Genomic DNA, 24242 nt, shown 5'->3' with positions numbered 1-24242 from the left:
CAGTACTAAAATCTCTTTGATAGAACTACGTTACAAAGTTAACCATAATTTGTTTATGTAGATTAGGAGATATCAATAAGACTCTAGCCTTGGGTACTGATGCCAAAAACTTGAAGAAATGATGACAAAAAAAGTGAAAAATCCAGCATCAAAGTTAGCGATCGGATTGGCATTCAGTTGTATTAGTGTGATACTCAATACTAGTATAACTAGTGAAATAAGTTTAGCGAAATCAAGTAATTCTCAAAAGTGCGATATTTTTGCCTACGTCACCGATACAGATTCGCAAGGGTTAAATGTACGGAGTGGTGCAAGTACAAATAACGTAATTATAGGACAAATACCCATTAGCGAAACAGTTCATGTTATTGGTGCTGCTGGAAATTGGGTGCAGATTACTAATGCTAGCAATGGTTTTCAAGGAACTGGATGGGTATTCGTGCCAAAGTTAGGCTTAACAACGCGAGGCTACGGTACTAACGGCGTAGATTTCTATGCTAGTAGCAGTCAAAAAAGCCAAAAACTAAGAAGAATTCCTGCTAATACGGCTGTCAAATTGTTAGGCTGTCAGAGAGATTGGGCGCAGGTGGAATATCAAGGTGTTAAGGGTTGGTTGACAAGGGAAGAACAATGTGGTGCAGCCCTTACTAGTTGTTCTTAGAACCCCACCCTCAAGACGCAAGCGAGGATGAGGCTATGAGAATTACTTTTAAAATTTTGGTTTTGAGATATTTGTTATGGCTTATCCATTTCCAGGAAAGATGACTCTGATTCATCAGTCTCATCAAAAGATTTGCAGAAATAGAAATGGACTGGATTATACTACTGCGATCGCAACACAGTTAATGAAGTCAGTAGTGGGGTAGCAAGGCTAAAATTTAGAAATTTGTCAAACTTATGTAAAATTATACGATCGCACACACCCCTAAAACCCACATAATTAGCCCCTTCCTCGCTTGCGGGGAGGGGGTTGGGGGTGGGGTTCTATCTCTGCAACCAAACACCAATATCCTGCAACACCCCCTCCATCCTCACCAGAACATCCTCATTTCTAAATCGCACAACCTGCAACCCCAAACTCTCCAAAAATTCTTGACGTATCGCATCTTCCTGTTGGGTGTAGTCGTGAATTTCACCATCCACTTCCACCACTAACCGCGCTTCATTACAGTAAAAATCGACGATAAAACGGTCAATTGTTTGCTGACGGCGAAACTTGAAACCCAAAAGTTGCTTGTGTCTCAACTTCTCCCAAAGTAGCTTTTCTGCTGGAGTTGGTTCACACCGCATCTGTCGCGCCAATGGCTTAAGTTTTTTCCAAAGTTCGTGTGGGGTTTGCCAAGGGTATCCCGGAACCCCACCCCCTAACCCCCTCCCCGCAAGCGAGGAGGGGGGACTGGAATCGGTGAGAGAGTTTGGGTTGGGGTTTTGATTTTGGGTCATTTGGGCGATTGGTGGTTAGCTAATATTTCATGTATTATTCCCAGCGATCGCACTCTCCCAACTCTTCAAAATTCTGGCATAATCAGACATGGCTGCGCTTAAAGAGCTAATTAAAAGCTTTACGCCGAATGGATATTTTAATAGAATAATCTCATCAAAAGATTCGCAGAAATATAAATGGACTGGATTACACTACTGCGATCGCTACAGTCTGATTTTATTAAAAGGTTAGCATCTGGTTGTCTGCTTCATTGTGAAACAGAAGGTCAATATAGTGAATTAACTATAATTTCTGGAGAGAGGTTAAAAGCACTACGGGAATTTTGCTGGCAGATGGCTGAGAAATATAAGCGTGTTTTACCAGTGCGTGATGTTTTTCTTAGCTATCTCAAAGGTAAGTTGGGTGAGGAAGTTGTCAAAGAACGTTTAGCTGATTTTATTACCGAAGTCGATTATGAAAAGCGATTTGGCGGCGATGGTAATATAGATTTTACCTTGACTTCTGACCCATCTATTGGTATCGAGGTTAAATCTCGTCATGGTCGCATTGACAGAGTTAGATGGTCAATTAGTTCTGAAGAAGTTGAAAAAAATGCAGTTGTAGTTTGCATTTTAATTCAAGAAGATGTCAGTGAAGCACAATCTGAGTATCACCTTTTTTTGGCTGGTTTTCTCCCAACCCAAATGATTAAGTTGAAGACTGGTAAAATTTCTTTTGGAATAGAACAATTACTATATGGTGGTGGTTTATGGTGTTATCTAGAACAGTTACAATCTTCTATAAATAATTCTTCTCGGCAACAAGCACCTATTTATAAATATCTTCCAAAACAGGAAATTCTATCTAAGTCAATTAATCATCAGGTACTCAAATCTTCTTTTCAGCCTGAATATCATAATGAAGATTTAAAGAGATTTTATGTAAACCTGGGCGATGAATGCTTTCAAAAAGGAGAATATACAAATGCAATTATTAACTATAATCAAGCCTTACAAGTTAATCAAGGCGATGTTGATATTTTATATTATAAACGAGGTTTAGCTCACTATCAAATAGGAGATTATGAAGCTGCGATCGCAGATTATTCTCAGGCAATCCAGATGAATATTCATGATGCTAAATCTTACAATAAACGAGGTTTAGCTCTCTATCAACTGGGGCGATTAGAAGAAGCGATTAATGATTATACTCAAGCTATTAGAATTAATCCTAATGTTGCCGTAACCTATAAAAATCGGGCTGAAGCTCGTTCTCATGTTGGAGATAATCAAGGAGCAATTGAAGATTATACCCAAGCTATTAAAATTAATCCTCATTATGCTGATGCTTATAAAAACCGTGGAATTACTCGTTATTTATTAGGCTCTCAGCCAGCATTTCCTCAAGCAATCAAGATTAATCCTCAAGATGCCATAGCTTATAAAAAACGTGGTAATTCTCGTTCAGATTTAGGAGATTTTGAGGGTGCAATTGAAGATTATACTCAAGCAATCCAAATTAATCCTAGTTATGCTGATGCTTATTACAACCGTGGTAATGCTCGTTCAGATTTAGGAGATTTTGAGGGCGCAATTGAAGATTATACTCAGGCAATCCAGATTAATCCTAGTTATGCTGATGCTTATTATAACCGTGGCAATATTCGTTTAGAAATTGCAGATAAACAGGGAGCAATTGAAGATTTTCAAAAAGCGGCAGATATTTATCGTAAAGAAGGTAAGCTAGAAGCACTCCAAGATACACGAGAAATGATATTAGATTTAGAAATAGAAGAATCATTAGATATTTTAAACTTCTAGATAAATACTATTATAGGAAACGGGAAACAGAGAATAGGAAAGAAGCCTCTTGAAGTTGTGCTGAGTTTTTTCACGCAATCAAATACTAGCCTTATATTCAATTAACTTGTAAAAAGCTGAAGTTGTGTAATTACTTAGCTGAAAAATCAAGGGACTAATTAGCAGTCAGTAGTTTTACTATTGCCGATGAATTCACAGTATCCGACATATTCATGCCACACATCCACCTTTTCTGCTTGTTTGGGTGCAGTATTCATACCTGGAGAATACACAAATGCGATCGCCTCATTTCAGAAAACTGTATGATTAACGAATATCTGCTTAAAGACCATATCACCCAGTTTTTATTCTGCAAGGAGTCCACTGCTATGAATGCAAACATCTGAAAATGAAACTTATCTCTGTCAACGTCGGACTTCCACGTGAAGTTACCTGGAAAGGGAAAACAGTTAGCACTGGAATTTTCAAAGAGCCAGTTAGCGATCGCGTTACTGTGCGATCGCTTAATTTGGATGGGGATGGACAGGCTGATTTAACCGTTCATGGAGGAGCAGATAAAGCAGTTTATCTATACCCATTCGAGCATTACGAGTATTGGCGGGGTGAATTGCCTGATACAGAACTGCCGTTAGGTATCTTTGGTGAAAATTTTACGACTACTGGATTGAGAGAAGAAGAAGTGAACATTGGCGATCGCTTTGGGATTGGCAATGTCAGGTTAATGGTGACACAACCTCGCTTACCCTGCTACAAACTGGGGATTCGCTTTAGACGACCTGATATAGTTAAGCAATTTCTCGCAAGTCGTCGAACCGGATTTTACTTCCGTGTTTTGCAAGAGGGCGAAGTTGGAGCCGGAGACAATTTAGAGTTAGTGAGCCGGGATAATAATAACATCACGGTTGCCGACATCACTCAACTTTATGTGCGCGAGCAGGATAATCCAGAGTTACTTCACCGTGCTACTCAACTTGAAGCCTTACCCGAAAGTTGGCGCGACTATTTCCAGAGAAAATTAGGTAATTGACACTCTCACCGCCACAGCGTAGCTTTGGCGGGGTGGAGTTATTCAGGTTTAATAAGTAATCTAGCGGACATGATATTAGATATCTTTTATCGAGAAGCTAGCTCCCGCGAAAATCCAACGATTCTTTTGTTGCAGAGAAAATAGGCGTTGGCTTTGATTCGTTGTGTCATGTCTTTACTTGCGGCTGCGATAAGATAAGCGTTACTTCATTACAGTTCAAAAACACGCAAAATACCGTGAAAATAAAGTAATAATATACACTTTTATTTAAAATAATTCATGTAACATCTCGTAAAAATATGCTTATTTTTGTCTCACATGTTACAAAGCTAAACTTGCATGGGCATATTAAGAATGCTTATATTGCAAGAGAAAACAATGACAGCTACTTTATCTGGTTATCAACTTCTCGAAACCCTTCACTCCGGTAGTAAAACCGTCATTTATCGTGGACGGCGAGAAACCGATAATGTCTCTGTGGCGATCAAAACTCTTCTGTGCGAACATCCACCACTGGAAGATATTGCTCGACTGCGCCACGAATATCAAATCATTGAGTCACTGCGAATTCCTGGCATTGTTAAAGCCTACGAGTTAAAGAATTATCAGCATGGTCTAGCTTTGGTTTTGGAAGATATTCCAGGTTGCTTGCTCAAAGAAATGATTGCGACTCAAAAAACTACCTTGATTACTTTTCTTAAGGTGGCGATTAATTTGGCACAGACTTTAGGAGAGCTACACGCCCAAAAAATTATACATAAAGATATTAAGCCGCACAATATTTTAATTAATCCCGAATCTGGGGAAGTCAAACTGATTGACTTCAGTATCTCCTCGCGCCTCGATCGAGAAAATCCTACTTTGAGCAATCCTAATTTGCTTGAAGGTACACTTGCCTATATGTCGCCTGAGCAAACAGGCAGAATGAACCGGGTGTGTGACTATCGCACCGACTTTTATTCGTTGGGTGTCACCTTGTATGAAATGCTAACTGGGACGCTGCCGTTTTATGCTAGTGACCCGATGGAGTTGATCCACTGTCACATCGCCAAAATGCCAGTCGCACCCTGTAGCGAAACCGTGTGTCGTGTTCTGGAAGATGTGCCAGAGGCAATTAGTGCAATTATTTTGAAGCTGTTAGCGAAAACAGCAGAGGAGCGGTATCAAAGCGCTTGGGGACTGAAAGCGGATTTAGAGGAATGCTTGTTTCAACTTCAAGTGATTGGCAAAATTGAAAACTTTGTACCAGGGAGACAGGATAAATCTGGGCATTTTTTGATTGGACAACACCTCTACGGACGCGAAGCAGAAGTAGCAACATTAATGACTGCATTTGAGCGTGTAGCAAATGGTAACAGCGAACTTATGCTCGTCTCTGGTTATTCGGGCATTGGTAAGACGAGTGTCGTCAATGAAGTTCATAAACCAATTGTCGGGGCAAGGGGTTATTTCATTGCAGGCAAGTTCGATCAATTCAAACGCAATATTCCATACACGTCATTGATTCAGGCGTTCCAATCTTTGAGTCAGCAATTACTCACCGAAAGCGTTGCCCAAATCCAAGGGTGGAAAGATAAACTGTTAACTGCGTTGGGAGAAAACGGGCAAGTCATTATTGATGTGATTCCCGAAGTCGAACTCATTATTGGTACTCAGCCACCTGTAACACAATTGGGAGCAACAGAATCTCAAAACCGTTTCAATCGCGTTTTTGGGCAATTCATTGGGGTATTCACGAACCAAGACCATCCCTTAATTGTCTTTCTGGATGATTTGCAGTGGGCAGATTCGGCATCATTAAACTTAATTGAGCTATTGATGACGGATAGGGAGCGCAAATATTTATTGCTAATCGGGGCATACCGTGATAATGAAGTGTCGCCCACCCATCCATTGATGATGAGTTTGTCCAAAATTCAATCTTCTGGTGCGCTGGTGAATAACATCGTCTTGTCATCATTGCAGTTAACGGATGTAGAAGCGTTAATTGGCGATACATTGAATCACATAGAACACAGTCAGCCACTAGCAGAATTACTATTCCACAAAACCGGGGGAAACCCTTTCTTCTTAACACAACTGCTGAAAACCCTACACCAAGAAGACTTACTAACATACGACTTCCATTCAGGAGTATGGCAATGGAATATCCAACATATTCAAGCAATCGGCATTACTGACCTGAATGTTGTTGAACTGACAGCGAGAAATATTCGCAAATTGTCATTAGAAACCCAACAAGTTCTGAAACTGGCTGCTTGTATTGGTAATACTTTTAACTTAGATGTATTGGCGATCGTTAACGAAGTATCTTCTCTTACAACTGCGGCGCAATTGTGGTCAGCCCTGCAAGCTGGGTTAATTTTACCGTTAAATCAGGATTACAAAATTCCCTTAGTGTTTAGTCAGGAAGAATCTGACGAAATTACTTTAACTGATGTCAAGGTTGATTACAAGTTTTTACATGACCGCGTACAACAAGCGGCGTATTCTTTAATTCCCGACGATCGCAAGAAAGCAACGCATCTGAAAATTGGTCAATTACTGCTACAAAATACAACACTAGAAGAACGCAAAGAAAATATATTTGCTTTAGTTAATCAACTCAATTATGGTACTGATTTACTGATATCTGAAACAGAAAAATATCAACTTGCAGAACTAAACCTCATCGCAGGTCAAAGAGCAAAAGCAGCCACAGCCCATGATTCCGCCATCAAATATTTGCAAGTTGGTTTGGGACTGTTAACAGAAGAAAGCTGGAAGTGTGAATATGCACTGACATTAGCACTGCACTCAGAAGCGGCAGAGGCAGCTTTTTTGAGCGGTGATTTTGAAGAAATGCAGAGATTGTTTGAGATCGTCCAAAACTGTGCTGTGACGCTACTGGACAAAATTAAAGTGTATGAAGTCCAGATGCAAGCTTATATGGCGCAGAACAGACTACTAGAAGCGGTTAACACAGCACTGCAAGTTTTAAAGCTGTTAGGGGTGGAGTTTCCTCAAGAACCGAACGCGTCAGATATTGGGCAAGGATTGGCGGACACTGCGGCAATTTTGAGTGGAACGCGAATTGAGGATTTAATTGAACTACCTCAAATGAGCGATCGCTATAAATTAGCAGCCATTAGACTTTTGTCAAGTATCTTTGCTCCCGCATATATTGTTGCTCCTGCACTGTTGCCCTTGACGGTGTGCAAACAAGTACAATTATCCGTCGAATATGGTAATGCTGCCGTTTCTCCTTTTGCTTATGCCAATTATGGTTTTCTTCTTTGTGCCATTGTGGGAGATATTGATTCAGGTTATAAATTTGGTCAGTTGGCTTTAAATCTAGTGTCAAAGTTAAATGCTCAAGAAATCAAAGCCAAGACAGTTTTTATCGTAAATCTATTTATCCGACACTGGAAAGAGCATCTGAAAGAAAGCTTAGAGCCTTTGCTGTCAGGTTACTCTAGCGGAATGGAGACAGGAGATTTAGAATATGCAGGCTATAGTCTATTCCAGTACTCCTGTTTAGCTTACTTTAGCGGTAAAGAACTAACTGTTCTTGAAAGAGAAATAGCAAGAAACAGAGATGCTATTCATAAAATTAAGCAAAAAACAGCGCTTAATTATATAGAAATTTATTGGCAGGCTACCTTAAATCTACTGGGAAAAAGTGAAAATCCCTGCCTGCTCAAGGGTGAAGCCTGCGATGAACAGATCGGGTTGCCACTGCACCAGCAAGCAAACGACAACGGGGGAGTTGGCTACATATATTTGAACAAATTTTTGCTTTGTTATTGGTTTGAAAATTACTCAGAAGCGATTGAGAATCTCGCTATAGCCCAGAAGTATTTAGATGTAGTGGTAGGAATGCCCTTTGTTCCGGTATTAAATTTTTACGATTCTTTAGTACGGCTAGCAGTATATGCCGATCGCTCAGAGTCAGAGCAAAAGGCCATCCTCGATCGCGTCCAAGCTAATCAAGAAAAAATGCAAAAATGGGCGGATTATGCCCCAATGAATCATTTACACAAATTCTATTTGGTAGAGGCAGAACGGCATCGGGTTTTAGGCGAAAAAATCGAAGCGATTGAGATGTATGACAAGGCGATCGCACTTGCTAAAGAAAACGAGTATATCAACGAAGAAGCGATCGCCCACGAACTCGCAGCCAAATTCTATTTGTCATGGCGTAAAGAAGCGATCGCCCAAACATACATGACAAATGCTTACTACGCCTACAGCCATTGGGGTGCTGTTGCTAAAGTCAAAGATTTAGAAGCACGCTATCCGCAATTAATTTTGCGGTCAAACACAGAAAAAACAGAAACGAATTACCTACACACTCTTCAAACAAGCTCTACGACTACAGAAAACGCTCACATTCTTGACTTTATGACAGTGATGAAAGCTGCACAGGTGCTGTCAGAAGAAATGGTGCTAAATCACCTGCTCGAAAAATTGATGAGGATTGTCGTCGAAAATGCTGGCGCTCAACAAGGTTACTTTATTACCAAGCACGAGAATCAATGGATATTAGAAGCAACGGGAATAGTTATAGATAAGGAGGTTAGCGTTGTTGTTAACGCAGACAATAAAACTAATTCACCCTTACTCCCGGTTGCCTTATGCAACTATGTGGAAAGAACTAGAAACAATCTGGTTTTAGACAATGCTGTTAAAGACTCTCGTTTTGTGGCTGATGCTTATATCACCACTTACCAATCCAAGTCAATTTTGTGTTTGCCGCTGATTCACTCTGGCAAGTTTACTGGGATTATTTACCTGGAAAATAATCTCATTTCTGGTGCTTTTACCCCAGAACGGGTGAATGTGCTGAGTCTGTTGATAGCACAAATTTCGATTGCGATCGACAACGCCCGTCTTTACACCAACTTGCAAGCTTACTCAGAACAACTCGAAGCTAAATCACAAGAACTCGAAACTAAAAATGAAGCTTTGCAAGCATCCGAAACGCGAGAGCGAGAAAAAGCCGAACAAATCGAAAAATCTCTGTATAAACTACAACAAACTCAGGCTCAACTTGTGCAGACCGAGAAAATGTCGAGCTTGGGGCAACTGGTAGCTGGGGTTGCTCACGAAATCAACAATCCAGTCAATTTTATCTTTGGCAATCTGACCCATGCCAACAGTTACACCCAAGAGGTGCTAAGACTGCTGGAACTTTATCAGAAGCATTACCCATCTCCCCATTCAGAGATTCAGTCAGAAGCAGAGGCGATCGATCTAGAATTCGTGCTAGAAGACCTACCGAAGCTACTATCTTCTATGTGGGTTGGGGCAGACCGAATTCGGCAAATTGTCGCTTCTCTGCGAACTTTCTCACGTATGGACGAAGCCGAAATTAAAGCTGTTAATATTCATGAGGGCATTGACAGTACCATAATGATTCTCCAACATCGCCTCAAAGCCAAGTCAGATCGTCCCGGTATTGAGCTTGTTAAACATTACGGCAATTTGCCCCAAGTGGAATGCTATGCAGGGCAGCTAAATCAAGTATTTATGAATGTGTTGAGTAATGCGATCGATGCTTTGGAAGAGTCATTAACGGACAATCAAAGACAAATTACAACTCCAACCATTACTATTCACACTGAACAAATTGATGCTCATCAAATTGAAATTCGGATTGCAGACAATGGGATGAGTATACCAGAGCCTGTTCGCCGTCGCCTGTTCGATCCTTTCTTTACCACAAAACCTGTGGGCAAAGGAACAGGTATGGGCTTGTCGATTAGCTACCAAATCGTTACCGAAAAACATGGTGGTTCACTCTCTTGCACTTCAGAACCCGGCGAGGGAGCGGAGTTTCAAATCCGTATTCCAGTTTGTCAGTAAGTTAGTAATAACATTGCTGGGTAGTGGTAAATATCGGTTTTACCCCACCCTAACCCTCCCCTTGCAAAGGGGAGGGAACTGGATTTTCCGGTTTCCCCCCAATGCATCGGGGGGATTAAGGGGGGTAATTCAACTTGTGTATACACGGTAGCTCCGCTTGCGGGGAGGGGTACAATGATTGTGGGAATCATAACTAATTATGCGGACATGATATCACTCATTAGTTTATAACAAATAAAAAAATAGAATTAGCGATTTTCATCAACCCATCTTAGTTGATAGTTTGAAACCCGATAGGGCAGCTAAACTTATCTTGCTTGAAAACAGGTTTGGGAGGTTCATCTAAAGTCTGTTTCTCGGAACGGCAGATTATTGAAACAGTAGTTTTATTTTTTTTATCGTAAGCAACTGCACCTACAAGGCTGTTAAAACCCTTTTTTGTCAGACCTAATTTCAATAAATCAGTTGGTAGCTCTTTTGTCGGCGTTGCATATATAAATGACTTATTCTTACCCATTTCTACAGAATATCGATAGTGGGTTGTAGCTGCTGGTGCATCTCCATTTCGAAGCTCTAACAAGCTATACGATTGAGCAAAAACTGATTTTTCAGAAAAATATGCTTGTTGTGCCCTAATAAAACTTCCAATTGTAATCTTACTGCTATTATTACAGCCACAGCTTGGTGGAACTTGAATAAAAATAGTTAAAATCCCAAGCGGTAATCCTCCAAGTCCAACAAGTAACAAGATTCTTTTAAAGTTAATTTTGGTAGGGTCATTTTGTTTAGTCATATCTGACATATACGACTTGAGAAGGAATTGATACTTCAACTTAGCATTATCAAGCAAGGCGATCGCTGCTTTTTTCTGCCTAGTTTCAGTTCGTAGCCGAGCTTGCAACTTATTAATAGTGTCACTCTGAATTTTGAGTAGTTGCGATCGCTCCCTCGCCATCTCACAACCCCAAATTTAAAATTAGTTTTTGAAAAGGATGTCATAAAGTGACAGCAGAATCTCTACCACAATCAGAATCACCACATACCACTCTACTCGCTGACTACTGCTATGCTGCATGAACTCTAGCACCGTTTGAGCGGTTTGGGCAATTAGCTCTAGTTTACGTTCCAGAGCATGGTGACGCTCACGAATTTCGTATTCATCCTCCAAGCGCAGATATAAGTTTTCTAGCTGTGGAGATTCCCAGAGCAACTCTGGTTTATCGATAATCTCTACTTGACCTACAATCTTATGTTGAACTAATAGAGTAGTCCCAAGTTGACGCAGTAATTCCCGGCTTTGTTGTCTACTTCTGTTTTCACGCTGGAGACTAGCTGCAAACGGTTCAATTTGATCGAATACAGTCGCTAGGCTGGTTTCATAGTGAGACAACACAACACTCTTGGCGAGAATATCAGCCACTATCTGCAAGCGTTCTATACTCAATTCATGCAGTAAAATTTTTCCTTCTTTGGCTCGTTCACTCTCACTAATACTGAGATGAACTTCTACCTCTTCTGTTTCTGGGTCGGCAAAAGGGCCGCTGATTTGAGAGGATAGTTTGGTCAAAAAGGCTACCTTTTCTCCAGGCTCAAGGTTAAACAGGACAACTGCACCATAAGCCAACAATACTGCGTAGCCTTCTTCACCGGCTCTAATCATTAGTGGCATACTCGCCAAGGAAACGTAATTATCCAGCGTCTGTAAGTTAATACCTTTACCAAGGAATAGGGCCTGCGCTCTAAATCTATCTTTGTCATTAAAAAGGAGTTTTTGCATTATTGCCCGGAAGCTATATTTTGCCTGCTTTACTGCTCTGGTAACGATACTAATTGATGCCTTTGTCGGAGATAACTACAATTTCAGCTTACCATTTCGTCTTTCCCCTACAGCCTACACCGTGTTTTTGATATTTTTGCGCTCTAAATAAATTACAGCGCTTTTCAAGTAATGGAATTACATTACTCGTCACTCCCCCCAAAATTGTTAGAGTGAATAAAGTTATGAGGACGCAAATATGACTGACAAAAATCGTTCTCAATGGGACTTAGGCAGGTTTATCGAAACCCTGACTTACTTTGAGGTGATTCCTTTCCTTAACTGGGTACAGCAATTAATCCAAGGTCGTCCTAAGGATAATCAATATAGACCCAATGGAGGAAGAAATGTGGGTGTAATATTAGTAGCAGGTGCAACGGGCGGTGTCGGTAAACGAGTAGTGCAGCGATCGCGTAAACTAGGTTATAAAGTTCGTGCTCTAGTTCGAGATATTGACAAAGCGCGGTCAATTCTTGGTAATGATATCGATTTAGTAGTTGCGGATATCACGCAACCAGAAACTTTAACTCCTTTAGTTCTTTCTGATATCCAAGCTGTAATTTGTTGCACAGCAGTACGCGTACAACCAGTTGAGGGAGACACAGCAGACAGAGCTAAATATTATCAAGGTGTTAAATTTTACCAGCCAGAAATTGTTGGTGATACTCCCGAAAATGTAGAATATCAAGGAGTCAAAAACTTAGTCCAAGCGGCGGCAAAATATTTACCTCAAGCAAACGAAAAACTAATATTTGATTTCACCAAGCCATCAGCAGAATTAAAAGATAACTGGGGAGCGTTGGATGATGTTGTCATGGGTGGCGTGAGTGCCAGTAATATCCAATTAGTAGAAAATACAGCTTTATTTGCGCGTAATGTCTCCACTGCTAACTCTGGCGGATTTGCTTCTGTCAGAACTAAGAATTTTGATCCACCCTTCAACTTATCTAGTTATGAAGGTGTAAAATTGCGTGTCAAAGGTGACGGTCAACGCTATAAAATCTTTCTGCGGACAGATACAACATGGGATGGTGTTGGCTATAGCTATTCTTTCGATACTGTAGCTAATACTTGGATAGATATTCAGGTTCCCTTTGCAGATTTGATTCCTGTATTTCGGGCAAAAGTTGTCAAAGATGCGCCGCCAATTGAGCAAAGTAGAATTTGTTCATTCCAACTGATGTTGAGCAAATTTGAACATGATGGCGCTTTAAATCCCAAATTTTCCCCAGGTGGTTTTACTTTCCAGTTGGAATCAATTAAAGCTTATGGGGGGGCAAGTTTACCACAATTTATCCTCGTCAGTTCAGCAGGTGTCACTCGTCCCGGTCGTCCTGGCATTAATTTAGATGAAGAACCGCCAGCAGTGAAATTAAATGACCAATTGGGAGGAATTTTAACTTGGAAGTTGAAGGGAGAAGATAGTTTAAGAGAAAGCGGAATTCCTTATACAATTATTAGACCTTGTGCCTTAACTGAAGACATAGGTGGTAAGGAATTAATATTTGAGCAAGGTGATAATATTCGAGGCAAAATCAGCCGTGAGGATGTGGCAGAACTTTGCGTGCAAGCGCTAGAACTAGGAACAGCATCTAACGTCACATTTGAGGTTAAACAGGGAGAAAATACTGTCAATATCGATTGGCAGAGTTTATTTTCTAACTTACAACCAGATAAGAGATGAAATATCCACAGACTAAAAAGTCTGTGATTATCCCAACAAAGTTTGGTTAGATAGGCTGTTATCACAAGTCAGCTATTGGTATGAAAAAAATCAAGGTGCTAGTAATCGCCGGGATTTTCGCAACAATTATCTGGGGCAGTTTTTTTTCTAAAACTGCCTCATCGCAGCAAGTAGAGTCCCGCATCTACAATCTGGAAGCGGATTTGAATCGTGTTGAGTCGCGGTTAAATCAGCTAGAGTCTCAGCTAGGTAGAACTCGGCAGTCTCCATCTTCAAGAACAACACTTACCCCACGACAATCAACTGGTTCTAGAAGGAACTTATCACAGCAAGATCCAATGTTCGATCGGCTTGCAACTTTGGTGATTGAATTGAAGCAACAAGTTAATAAATTAGAGGAACGAGTTGCTAAATTAGAATCACGCTAAATATTTAATCAAATTTTAAAAGGCTAGTACTGCAAGGCGGAATTAAAAATTAAAAACGAACACTGTTGTACTATTTAAGGCAAGAGACGCGATGAATCGCCGTCTCTACAATAATCAGTCTTTCGTCTTGACGGCGATTTTCAACTTCAATTCTTGTAAAAGTTCAATGCTAATAGGTGATTTTGCCAGAATTGGATGTTTAATACCTCCCCAGACACTTCCAGTACGCATACGATGCGAAACTAATATTTCAGGAATTTGACTAGAAATTAAAACTAGTGGTGGTGCAAGTTGACCGAGCGATCGCGCTCTCTTGTAATGATACGATTCTGATAAAGCCAGATCCATCTGTTCGGCAATAATTTCTGGGGTTTGTGTTGCCGAATCTAGTAATAGAATATAGTGTGGAGGATCGGCAATAGGTATCAAGCTTTTAAAATTAGTTTCTTGCAAGTTCAGCAGAGTCAGAGCATTATTTACAAAGGTTTCTTGCAACTTTTCTCCCACCAAATCGCTAACGGCTTGATGTCGTCCGAGAAACTCTAAACAGGGAGTGTGGCGATAGTAATGAGTTACCCGAATGCGATCGCCAATTCGATAACGATACAATCCTCCTTTTTGGGATAAAATAACCGTGTATTCGTTACCAGTGCTGAGTTCGTGTAAACCATGTAGGCAACCAGTCTCATCCTCAAACTCGAAAAAAACTTCATCGAGAACCGGCACACATCCCCCAGCTACAATCAACGGAATCGTCATTGGTGCTTCCGTTGCGAGTAGTCCTTTACCTTGAACTAATACACCTGGAAATTGCAAACGTAATCCTTGCGCTTGATCTGCTGCATTGGCACTATCCCAGCAAGAAATCAGCTTCAAATTTGGCCAGAGTTGCATCCAGGGAATATTACTTTCAGTGAGGAGTTGCAAGCGATGATGCGAAATCCGGTTGTGTAATTCTCCTCGCAATAAATTCTGATTTTCTTGAATATATCTTAAATGTACTTGTAGAAAACTAGGACTCCAAATAGAGATAATTTCTAGTTTTTCAGCCTCTAATAATGCCAAAGCTAGTTGATGTTTAAACAAGTTCACATCATGTAGCCGATTAAGTTTATTTGGCATCACCAACCAAGGACGCAAAAACCAACGCAACCAGCCATCTAAGTAATCTAAATCATCTTGTAAAGTTTGGCTATCAGCTACATTTAATTGCGGCGAGATACAAGCATAAAGTTTGCCTGTGGAAAATTTCGGCCCATGTACAATCAGATCGTGTGCCCATACACAGAACATTTGATTAAACGATCGCCGCAAAGATTGAGTATAAGGAATCCATTTTACTGCTCCACTACTACCAGAGGTTTTTTCATAGAACAAAATGGGTTCTGGTGTCAGGGAAATTTGCTGCTGTTTTTGATTTAAGTAAGGTTCAAGTGTATCATAATCTACAATTGGTACACGCTGCCAATCGTTTACAGAATGAATCCCCAAAGTTTTACCATACTCACTTTTGATTAGGCGATCGCAAATTTCCTTTTGTACAAATGTCTGCGTTAACTCTGGGTTATCCAAAGCTTGATGAAATCGCCTCGCCGTTGGTACGAGAGTTTGCCCAAAAAGCTGAATAATCGGACGCATTATTGCACCTTTTGATTAGGATAAAGGTTACTGACTGCTGGTACATAAGAACCCTCAGCAATGACTACACCAGGAGCAAGATTAGATCCGGCTCCCACAAAAACATTGCTGCCAATCTTGACTTTTTTGACATACAACATTAAATTTTGCTTGCGGGGTTTAATAATGTGAGAATAGATACCGACACGATGCCCGATAACGACGCGATCGCCAATTTCTAATAAACTGCGATCGGCAATTTCTAAACTTGGTGTCCAATATACATCTCGCCCCACTTTAGCACCCCACAATCGCAACCAACAGGAAAACACCCCTGGAATCAACCGCAACACTGCTTCCAACACTGGAATTGCAATAAAAATTACTTGGATTTGATGACTACCCCACCAGGAATTATATTCTTTATTTTGTAGATAACTAATACCTTCCCGCACAGGATAAACCCATTCATGCAAGCGGTAAACTAGCACTGGTAGCCCATAAATAGAAAGGAACACCCCCAGAATGCTGAAGATGTTGGGTGAATATGCGAGATAAACTATTGCTGCTCCAGTTAGCAATAATATAAAGCCGGGAAAAAACAAAAGTATTTTACTTAGAACAGTCATGAAAATGGGAATAAAAGTTTTTGGAACAAGTTTAATGAACTAGGAATTCCGATTATAGATGGCATTTTTTGGCTTTCATAATATGTCCCATGTAACTTATCCCAAATTTTCAGATTAGCTCCATAGTTATAATTGTGGATTTCACGGCAATGATGCCAAGCATGATCCTGTGGCAAGATTAACCAAGAAGATAAAAATTGATAAAACCAGCTATTTTCAGGAATTATTAAGCGGCTGTGTCGCCATAAATCTAAGGCAGAAGTTAAACTTACTCCAACTATATAACCTGTAGGATCGGCTAAAAGATACAAAAATAAAGTGTGTATCCATAAATAGATAATTAATAAACTTGTCCAAAGTGTGTTGCGAGAAGTTCCTAATACATCCATTTGAGTAACAGTATGATGAACTTGATGAACCTGCCAGAAAAATTTTGTATGTAATAAACGATGATTCCAATAATATAAATAATCAACCACAACAAAACTGATAAGAAAACTCGGAATTAATGATAATTTTAAATCTCCTTGCTGAATTGGTAATAAATTTTGATAAAGCCAATAAACTAAAGTAGCTTGTAGTAAAGGAATCAAAATTCCTTGAATCATTAGCCCTGTACCATCTAGCAACCAATCTTCATGACATTTAACTTGAAGTTGAGTTCTGCCAATTTGATTGGTAATAGTCCAACCAACTAATCCGATAAAAGAGCCAAAAATTAGTAGTTGGGAAAAAGTTTGTATTTCCACTTTTGATTACTCACACTGATATTGAATTTAGCAACTAATTGCCCTGTCTGGTTTACTTGCTGCTGACGGTTTAATAAATCCGGTAGCTGCTAGAGTAATTGTTCGGGATTTTCCACATATTTCTTATAATAAAATGCGTTCATTCGGCGATCGCCCTAAAATTTGGTGTGTTACTCATGCTCAGACGCTTACGCAGCCTAACAATTTCCTCAGTAGCGATACTTATGCTTGTTATATGCTTTACTCTGGTAAGTGTGCGTTCATTTGGGCAAACAATTATGACATCAGCACCCCAACTGCTCACCGACCCATTTTTGCAATTGCCAACTGCAACTTCAGTGCAAGTAGTTTGGTTTACTGAATTTGCTGGTGTTAATCACACAGTAACCTATGGGGAAAATCTCAAACAAACTGCTAGGGCAAGTACTACCAAACTCAGTCGCACACGTGAAGACCAACAATCAAGAGTTGCAAACCAAACCCAAGACGGACAAGTTTATCAAAAACCCGTCCAGCGAGACATTTGGCGACATGAAGCTGAGGTAACTGGGTTAACTCCTGGTGTGCGGGTTAACTATCGTGTCACGAGTGTGCAAGAAGATGGCAAAAGTGTAGACAGTGGTGTTTTCAGCCTTGCAGCTACTCCCAAATCAGATACACCACTAAAAATTCTACTGACCTCAGATCATCAATTAAAGCCGATGACAGCGGCAAATCTGCAAAAGGTGGTAGAAACAGTGGGGCGAGTTGATGGCGTGTGGTTTGCCGGCGATTTGGTCAATGTTAGCGATCGCGCCTCAGAATGGTTTGATGATAATGGTGGTGGTGCCTTGTTTCCCGGTTTACAAGGTCATGCTAAATATGAAATGACGCACGATGGTGTTAAAACAACCTACACTGGTGGAGAAATAATTCAACACGCACCCATGTTTACTTGCATTGGCAATCATGAGGTGATGGGGCGGTTTGCTAGGACGGGAAGTTTAAATGATGAATTTGATGATACAATTCCCCGTGCCGTTGCTCAAAGAATCTACCCAGATAAATCTTTAATCGATAATTCTTTTAATACTAATACCTACGAAGAGATTTTCTCTTTACCAAAAAGTAAAGAGGGTGGAAAAAGGTATTATGCAGTTAGTTTTGGTGATACGCGTTTGGTAGTACTGTACGCTACGAATATGTGGCGAACTCCCAAATTAGAGGGAAAGTTTAAGGGTAGATATCGAGAAGCTGAAAAGGATTTAAATAATCCTGAAAATTGGGGTTATGGACAGGTGATTTATGAGCCAATTGCTAAAGGCAGTAAGCAATATAATTGGCTAGAGTCGGAACTTAACAGCCCTGAGTTTCAACAAGCAAAATACAAAGTTGTGATGTTCCATCATCCGCCTCATACTTTGGGTGATAATATAGTTCCTGCTTATACAGAACCAGTACAGATAATTGAACGGGATAGTGGCAATATCAAAGCAGTGCGTTACGAGTACCCCAAAGACGCAGATTATATCATTCGTGATGTTATTCCTTTATTAGATGCGGCTAATGTGCAATTAGTATTTTATGGACATTCCCATTTATGGAACCGCTTTGTTAGTCCCAGTGGAATGCACTTTCTAGAAACATCTAATGTGGGTAATAGTTACGGTGCAGCTTGGGGTGACAGAAAGCGAGAAGTGCCAATTGGATATCAAGAGGATTATGTTAAGCTTGGCGATCCCAATGGGTTAGAACCGATAGTGCCAACAATTGCCCCCTTGCTGGGTGAAGATGGGAAGCCGATGCCTTATATTGCGAGTAATGATATTACGGTTTTTAGTATCTTTGATACGGGGGCAGGTACGATAAGTAGTTATCGCTTTGATACTCGCAAGCCTGATTCGGAAGTATTAAAGTTTGACGAATTTAAGTTGAAATAGTCATCCTTACCCTTACCGCCTGGGAATAAATTCCCAGGCTAATAGCTAAAGTCCTCTCAAGAGGACTAAATGATTTCATGTATGAAAATGATTTTGCATGATATTAAAATTCTTGTAGAGACTAGCAATTGCAACGTCTCTACATCTGGATTCATACCGCAATTAGGCAAAGCCAAATTTTTAGCCAGCCATATAGATGGCTATCATATCTAAAATAGAGAATTTCAGTCCACTTGAGTGGACTTTAGCTATCAGCCCAGAACTTCAGTTCTGGGCGGGATATGGGGTGAGCGCAATACTTTGACTGTTACAAAAATATGGCTAACGACAAGTAAAAAATGGGGTATCTCTTCTGCGTAAATCCTAAAATCATAGACTAGCGATCGCATCGGCAACTCGCCCTGAAACAAAAGGCAAAATATCCCGATTCTTAGCTTGGGCTTTCCCTTCAGTAAATACCACTAAAAGATAAGGGCGCTGTTCTGGTAATTCAATATACGCTGCATCATGGCGAACTTGACTTGTCCAACCTGCCTTTGACCAAATTTGAGCATTTTCAGGCAGTCCACCGCCTAAGAAACCTGTCACCTGATTTTCCTCGCCGTCAGAGGACAAATCTTTGAGAGGACGTTTCAGTAAAGCCATCATTGATTGCGATCGCGTACTTGAAACCGCCACTCCACCTACAATACTATGCAGTAACCTAGCGATCGCATTTGTGGTTAACATATTACGATTTTCTAGTAACTCCCCCACAAACGCCCGTTCCCGTCCATAAGGGCCATCACCCCAAGTTTTTTGACAGACGTTAATCGTCTCCATTTCTTCCCAACCCAAAGATTGGTAATAGCGGTTAACAATATTACGCTGATATTTCCAGGTTTCAAAGGGGCCGATTGGTAATTCTGGCCCTGATGTGGTACCACTCAAAATATCCACAACCAAGCTGGTAGCATCGTTACTAGAATCGACAATCATATCCTGCAAAGCTCGCTCCAACTCCTTGGAGATTTGACTCATGCCTTTTTCTAGCCATTCGTTTACCGCTACCAGATAAAATAGCTTGACTACACTAGCAGGATAAATCCGCTCAACACCGCGATAAGTGAAACCACGAACTGGGTGATCCCAAAAAGCGTTAGGAGTCAGCGCCCCACCAGTATTGACTCGCACTGGTGGATCGTAAACAACCCAAGTCAAGGCAATTTGGTTACGCGCTAAGGTTGGAAATGCTGCCCAAGTTGCATCTAAAATGCCATTACCAAGATTCTCTAGTTGTTCGTCTTTATTAAAAAAAATCATTCTCTGATAATGTCCTTTAATCTAAAATCCAAAATGATTCGACTGAGCGAAGCCGAAGTCCAAAATCCCAAATCAGGCGAGTATCAGTGTTTAGCTGACCTGAATTTATATGATTCTCCTGAATGTACGCGTTTAGCAACTCAAGCTGCATCTGGGAGGCATTTGTGGCTAACATCAAATCATCAAAATTTGGCGGTTGAGGTGTATTTATGTGAAGATGACTATCCGGGATGGGTATCTGTTTCAGATTTTGATTCATTACAATCTGCTACTGTACCTTATCAGGCTGCAACATTTTCTGAATCGGAGATTAAAAAACTCCTAGCAGAGATTATCGCCTTTACCCAAAAAGCGATGCAACAATCAAATTATTACCTTTGGGGTGGTACGGTTGGGCCAAATTATGACTGTTCTGGGTTGATGCAAGCGGCGTTTGCTTCGGTGGGTATTTGGCTACCTAGAGATGCCTATCAACAGGAAGGATTCACTCAACCAGTTACGATTGCAGAATTAGCAGCCGGGGATCTAGTATTTTTTGGAACTAGCCAAAAAGCCACCCATGTCGGGCTTTATTTGGCCGATGGTTATTATATCCATAGTTCTGGGAAAGAGCAGGGACGGAATGGGATCGGAATTGATATTCTCTCGGAACAGGGAGATGCGGTTAGTCAGTCGTACTATCAGCAGCTGCGAGGTGCTGGTAGAGTTTTTAAGAGTTACGAACCACAGAGACGCTGAGGATGCTGAGGCTTATGAGGAGTGGGTTGATCGAACAAGGGGTAATCGGGGAAAATGGGGCGATTTCAGCAATTGTCCCAGATGTTTCGGTGGTAGTACCAATACATGACGAAGTGGAGAGTTTGCCGCTTTTACTAGAAGCGATCGCCTCTACTTTATCTTCTAGTCAGGTAAATTATGAAATCATTTGTGTAGATGATGGTTCTACAGATGGTTCTGGGGATTTTCTCAAAGAACAGGCGCAAATCCGCACTGATTTAAAAGCGGTGATTTTGCGTCGCAACTACGGACAAACTGCGGCGATGGCTGCTGGATTTTATTATGCAGTCGGTAAAGCGATCGTTACTTTAGATGCCGATCTCCAGAACGATCCGGCTGATATCCCGATGTTATTAGCAAAGCTGGACGAAGGTTACGATTTGGTGAGTGGTTGGCGGCAAAAACGCCAAGATGGGGCTGTAAATCGCTTACTTCCTTCCAAAATTGCCAATTGGCTAATTCGCCGCACCACTAGCGTGAATATTCATGACTATGGCTGTTCGCTGAAAGCCTATCGTGCAGAACTTTTGGCAGATATGAACCTCTACGGAGAATTACACCGATTTTTACCCGCTTTGGCGTACATCGAAGGAGCTAGAATTACCGAAATACCTGTACGTCATCACGCCCGCCGCTTTGGTCGTAGTAAATATGGAATTTGGCGGACATTCCGGGTATTGATGGATTTGTTAACCATTCTGTTTATGAAAAAATTCCTCACCCGTCCGATGCACGTTTTTGGGCTGTTGGGCTTGATTTCAATGTTTTCAGGCACTGCGATCGGAATTTACTTGACTTTCGTAAAATTAGCTTTAGGCCAGATGATTGGCAATCGCCCTTTGTTGATTTTAGCAGTTCTTTTGTTACTAACGGGAGTACAGTTGTTTTGCTTCGGACTTTTAGCAGAATTGCTCATGCGTACATACCACGAATCCCAAGGACGGCCTATCTATCGCGTGCGAGAGGTGGTAGCAAAAAATGTTAAGTAAGGTAACAATAGTAATCATTAGTCATTGGTCATTGGTCATTGGTCATTGGGCATTGGGCATTGGGCATTGGGCATTGGGCATTGGGCATTGGGCATTGGGCACTTGTACTGAGCGAAGTCGAAGTATTGGTCATTGGTCATTAGCAAATAATTAACAGTAAATATTGGTTGACTCTAGACAAATGACAAATGACAAATGACAAATGACAAATGACAAATGACAAAAAACTAGTTAAATTGCATCTACCTTGAAAGCATTTAATACATTTAATGCCGAACTGCGGCGTAACCTGCTGATTTTATTTACGGCAGGTTTATTATTCTGGTCAAGTATGTCTTCGCTTTTACCAACTCTACCGCTTTACATCGATGATGTGGGCGCAAGCAAGCAAGAAATTGGGATTGTCATGGGCAGTTTCGCCATTGGTTTATTGCTCTCTCGCCCAATGCTGGGACGGTTAGCCGATGAACGCGATCGCAAAATTGTCTTGTTGATTGGTACGATCGTAGCTGCGATCGCACCCTTTGGTTACTTGGCAACCCGATCTATTGGGTTATTAATCTTGGTGCGGATTTTTCACGGCATTAGTGTTGCCGCTTTTACCACTGGCTACAGTGCCTTAGTCGCAGATTTAGCTCCCACTGAAACTCGTGGTGAAATCATTGGTTACATGACCCTAGCAACTCCCATTGGTTTAGCAATTGGCCCTGCCTTAGGAGGGTATTTAGAAGCTACAAGTGGTTACGGGATATTATTTCTGTTATCTGCTGAATTGGGTTTTGTCGCCTTCTTAGGGATTTTACAAGTTACGAATCCGCCAGTGCAAACGCAGGAGCAGACAGAGGGAGAAGCTCGCAACTTTTGGCAAATTTTGGTCAGTCCACGGGTGAGAGTTCCAACTTTAGTTATGTTGCTGGTTGGTTTGTCCCTTGGTGCTGTACATACTTTTGTGTCGTTGTTCCTCAAATCCACTGAAGTGGACTTCAATGGCGGACTGTTTTTTACAGCTGCGGCGATTTCTAGTTTTAGTATTAGGATATTTGCTGGTAAGGCAAGCGATCGCTTAGGGCGGGGTTTGTTTATTACCTTTGGGATTTTTTGCTACGTTTTAGCGTTAATACTGCTGTGGCAGGCTTACAGCCCGATCGTTTTCTTACTGGCTGCGATCGCTGAAGGTGCTGGTGGTGGTACACTGTTCTCGATGATGGTTACTATGATGGCAGATCGCTCCCTGCCGCAAGAACGGGGGAAAATTTTTGCTATCTGCATAGCTGGACTTGATTTGGGAATTGCGATCGCTGCTCCTGTTTTGGGTATCATCGCAGAACTTGTAGGCTACCGCGATATGTTTGGCTACGGTGCGGCGATGACTTCTCTAGCACTTGTCCTCTTCCTCACCCGTTCGAGCAAAAACTTATCCAACTCACTGCGCTTTGCACTAGGTCGCGCTCCAGATGCCTACGCCTTGAAAAACTTAAAAGTTAGGAGCGATGAAATTTAACTCATCACTCCTAACTTTCAACTCTTTAAAAGCGGGCGAGGAGGGATTCGAACCCCCGACACCGTGGTCCGTAGCCACGTGCTCTAGTCCACTGAGCTACACGCCCTCACCGACAATATATATTAACACGTTCTAACCAAATGGCGCAAGATAATTTTCCAGCTAATTTTGCTTCCTTATCCCATCTAGATCCCCAAGGACAGGCACAGATGGTTGATGTGTCTGATAAAGCACCCACCATTCGCCAAGCAGTAGCAGCTGCTAAGGTGCGGATGCTGCCAGCCACCTTCGCTGCCATTCAAGCCGGAAATGTGCCAAAAGGGGATGTGTTGGCAACTGCAAGATTGGCTGGGATTATGGCAGCCAAGCAAACAGCCACTTTAATTCCTCTGTGTCATCCGTTGCCTTTGCAAAAAATCGCAGTCGAAATCACACCCGAACCCGAACTACCGGGTTATCAAATTCAAGCCACAGTCAAAACCAAAGCTGAAACCGGTGTAGAGATGGAAGCCTTAACTGCCGTTTCTGTCGCTGCTTTGACTTTATACGATATGGCAAAAGCTTTAGAAAAGTCGATTCAAATTGAATCAATTCGTTTAATAAGTAAGAGTGGCGGTAAATCAGGAGATTATTCGCCGGCAGAGTAATCAGCTAGCTACTGGGCATTGGGCATTGGGCATTGGGCATTGGGCATTGGGCATTGGGCATTGGGCA

Annotated in this window: 20 protein-coding genes and 1 tRNA gene; 13 read left to right on the top strand and 8 right to left on the bottom strand. The window is 41.3% G+C overall.

The annotated features are described in order from the left end of the window. Positions 1-121: 121 nt before the first annotated feature. A complete protein-coding gene (locus RMY64_RS20035; protein ID WP_322690006.1) occupies positions 122-661 on the top strand; it encodes an SH3 domain-containing protein in 540 nt (179 codons plus the stop codon). 76 nt (positions 662-737) lie between these two features. Then, positions 738-866: a hypothetical protein gene (locus tag RMY64_RS20030; RefSeq protein WP_322700937.1), complete on the top strand. Its 129-nt coding sequence runs from the start codon at positions 738-740 to the stop codon at positions 864-866. Positions 867-984: 118 nt separating this feature from the next. Here RMY64_RS20030 and RMY64_RS20025 read toward each other — a convergent pair whose 3' ends face one another. After that, on the bottom strand, positions 985-1443 hold the full coding sequence (locus RMY64_RS20025; protein ID WP_322700936.1) for an endonuclease domain-containing protein: 459 nt from the start codon (positions 1441-1443) through the stop codon (positions 985-987). A 177-nt stretch (positions 1444-1620) separates the two neighbouring features. Here RMY64_RS20025 and RMY64_RS20020 point away from each other — a divergent pair, with 177 nt between their 5' ends. From RMY64_RS20020 to RMY64_RS20010, 3 genes are all read left to right on the top strand, one after another. Continuing rightward, a complete protein-coding gene (locus RMY64_RS20020) occupies positions 1621-3243 on the top strand; it encodes a tetratricopeptide repeat protein (protein WP_322700935.1) in 1623 nt (540 codons plus the stop codon). A gap of 388 nt (positions 3244-3631) precedes the next feature. Further along, entirely contained in the window at positions 3632-4270 is a 639-nt protein-coding gene (locus tag RMY64_RS20015; protein ID WP_322689971.1) for an MOSC domain-containing protein, read from the top strand. Positions 4271-4648: 378 nt separating this feature from the next. Next, positions 4649-10117, top strand: a complete 5469-nt coding sequence (locus RMY64_RS20010; RefSeq protein WP_322700934.1) for an AAA family ATPase — start codon at positions 4649-4651, stop codon at positions 10115-10117. Between the two features lie 271 nt (positions 10118-10388). Here the strand turns inward: RMY64_RS20010 and RMY64_RS20005 are convergent, their stop codons facing one another. Together RMY64_RS20005 and RMY64_RS20000 are read right to left on the bottom strand one after the other, a co-directional pair. Continuing rightward, the gene (locus RMY64_RS20005; RefSeq protein ID WP_322689969.1) at positions 10389-10910 is read right to left on the bottom strand and encodes a type IV pilin-like G/H family protein; all 522 of its coding nucleotides are present in this window, start codon (positions 10908-10910) and stop codon (positions 10389-10391) included. A gap of 183 nt (positions 10911-11093) precedes the next feature. Then, positions 11094-11894, bottom strand: a complete 801-nt coding sequence (locus RMY64_RS20000; RefSeq protein WP_322671700.1) for an RMD1 family protein — start codon at positions 11892-11894, stop codon at positions 11094-11096. Positions 11895-12132: 238 nt separating this feature from the next. Here RMY64_RS20000 and RMY64_RS19995 point away from each other — a divergent pair, with 238 nt between their 5' ends. Beyond that, the gene (locus tag RMY64_RS19995; RefSeq protein ID WP_322700933.1) at positions 12133-13617 is read left to right on the top strand and encodes a CIA30 family protein; all 1485 of its coding nucleotides are present in this window, start codon (positions 12133-12135) and stop codon (positions 13615-13617) included. Between the two features lie 80 nt (positions 13618-13697). Then, positions 13698-14045: a hypothetical protein gene (locus tag RMY64_RS19990; protein WP_322671698.1), complete on the top strand. Its 348-nt coding sequence runs from the start codon at positions 13698-13700 to the stop codon at positions 14043-14045. A gap of 114 nt (positions 14046-14159) precedes the next feature. Here RMY64_RS19990 and RMY64_RS19985 read toward each other — a convergent pair whose 3' ends face one another. The 3 genes from RMY64_RS19985 to RMY64_RS19975 are packed head-to-tail and all read right to left on the bottom strand — an operon-like array spanning position 14160 to position 17040. Continuing rightward, complete coding sequence (locus RMY64_RS19985) at positions 14160-15683, bottom strand: GH3 family domain-containing protein (protein WP_322700932.1); 1524 nt, start codon at positions 15681-15683, stop codon at positions 14160-14162. Next, positions 15683-16291, bottom strand: coding sequence for an acyl transferase (locus tag RMY64_RS19980; protein WP_322700931.1), 609 nt, complete (start codon positions 16289-16291; stop codon positions 15683-15685). The genes RMY64_RS19985 and RMY64_RS19980 overlap by 1 nt, the downstream gene beginning before the upstream one ends. After that, complete coding sequence (locus tag RMY64_RS19975) at positions 16288-17040, bottom strand: sterol desaturase family protein (protein ID WP_322700930.1); 753 nt, start codon at positions 17038-17040, stop codon at positions 16288-16290. The genes RMY64_RS19980 and RMY64_RS19975 overlap by 4 nt, the downstream gene beginning before the upstream one ends. 278 nt (positions 17041-17318) lie before the next feature. Between RMY64_RS19975 and RMY64_RS19970 the strand changes: the two genes are divergently transcribed. Further along, the gene (locus RMY64_RS19970) at positions 17319-18959 is read left to right on the top strand and encodes a metallophosphoesterase family protein (RefSeq protein ID WP_322700929.1); all 1641 of its coding nucleotides are present in this window, start codon (positions 17319-17321) and stop codon (positions 18957-18959) included. 369 nt (positions 18960-19328) lie between these two features. Here the strand turns inward: RMY64_RS19970 and RMY64_RS19965 are convergent, their stop codons facing one another. After that, the gene (locus RMY64_RS19965; RefSeq protein WP_322700928.1) at positions 19329-20261 is read right to left on the bottom strand and encodes a serine hydrolase; all 933 of its coding nucleotides are present in this window, start codon (positions 20259-20261) and stop codon (positions 19329-19331) included. A 9-nt stretch (positions 20262-20270) separates the two neighbouring features. On the opposite strand from RMY64_RS19965, the gene RMY64_RS19960 reads away from it, so the two are divergent. The 4 genes from RMY64_RS19960 to RMY64_RS19945 all read left to right on the top strand — a co-directional run bounded on the left by RMY64_RS19960 (position 20271) and on the right by RMY64_RS19945 (position 23528). Further along, entirely contained in the window at positions 20271-20999 is a 729-nt protein-coding gene (locus RMY64_RS19960) for a C40 family peptidase (protein WP_322700927.1), read from the top strand. 14 nt (positions 21000-21013) lie between these two features. Continuing rightward, positions 21014-22027, top strand: coding sequence for a glycosyltransferase family 2 protein (locus RMY64_RS19955; RefSeq protein ID WP_322700926.1), 1014 nt, complete (start codon positions 21014-21016; stop codon positions 22025-22027). Beyond that, complete coding sequence (locus tag RMY64_RS19950) at positions 22017-22181, top strand: hypothetical protein (protein ID WP_322700925.1); 165 nt, start codon at positions 22017-22019, stop codon at positions 22179-22181. Before RMY64_RS19955 ends, RMY64_RS19950 begins: the two co-directional genes overlap by 11 nt. Positions 22182-22274: 93 nt before the next feature. Then, a complete protein-coding gene (locus RMY64_RS19945) occupies positions 22275-23528 on the top strand; it encodes an MFS transporter (protein ID WP_322700924.1) in 1254 nt (417 codons plus the stop codon). A gap of 32 nt (positions 23529-23560) precedes the next feature. Here the strand turns inward: RMY64_RS19945 and RMY64_RS19940 are convergent. Continuing rightward, a tRNA-Arg gene (locus RMY64_RS19940) sits at positions 23561-23634 on the bottom strand. Positions 23635-23668: 34 nt separating this feature from the next. Between RMY64_RS19940 and moaC the strand changes: the two genes are divergently transcribed. Continuing rightward, positions 23669-24175 carry a cyclic pyranopterin monophosphate synthase MoaC gene (gene moaC / locus RMY64_RS19935; protein WP_322700923.1) on the top strand — a complete coding sequence of 169 codons (507 nt, stop codon included), beginning with the start codon at positions 23669-23671 and terminating at the stop codon, positions 24173-24175. The last annotated feature ends 67 nt before the right edge of the window (positions 24176-24242 follow it).

This window comes from Nostoc sp. DedQUE08 (assembly GCF_034530895.1).
Classification (GTDB): domain Bacteria; phylum Cyanobacteriota; class Cyanobacteriia; order Cyanobacteriales; family Nostocaceae; genus Nostoc.
This window is presented reverse-complemented; position numbering and strand designations above follow the sequence as displayed.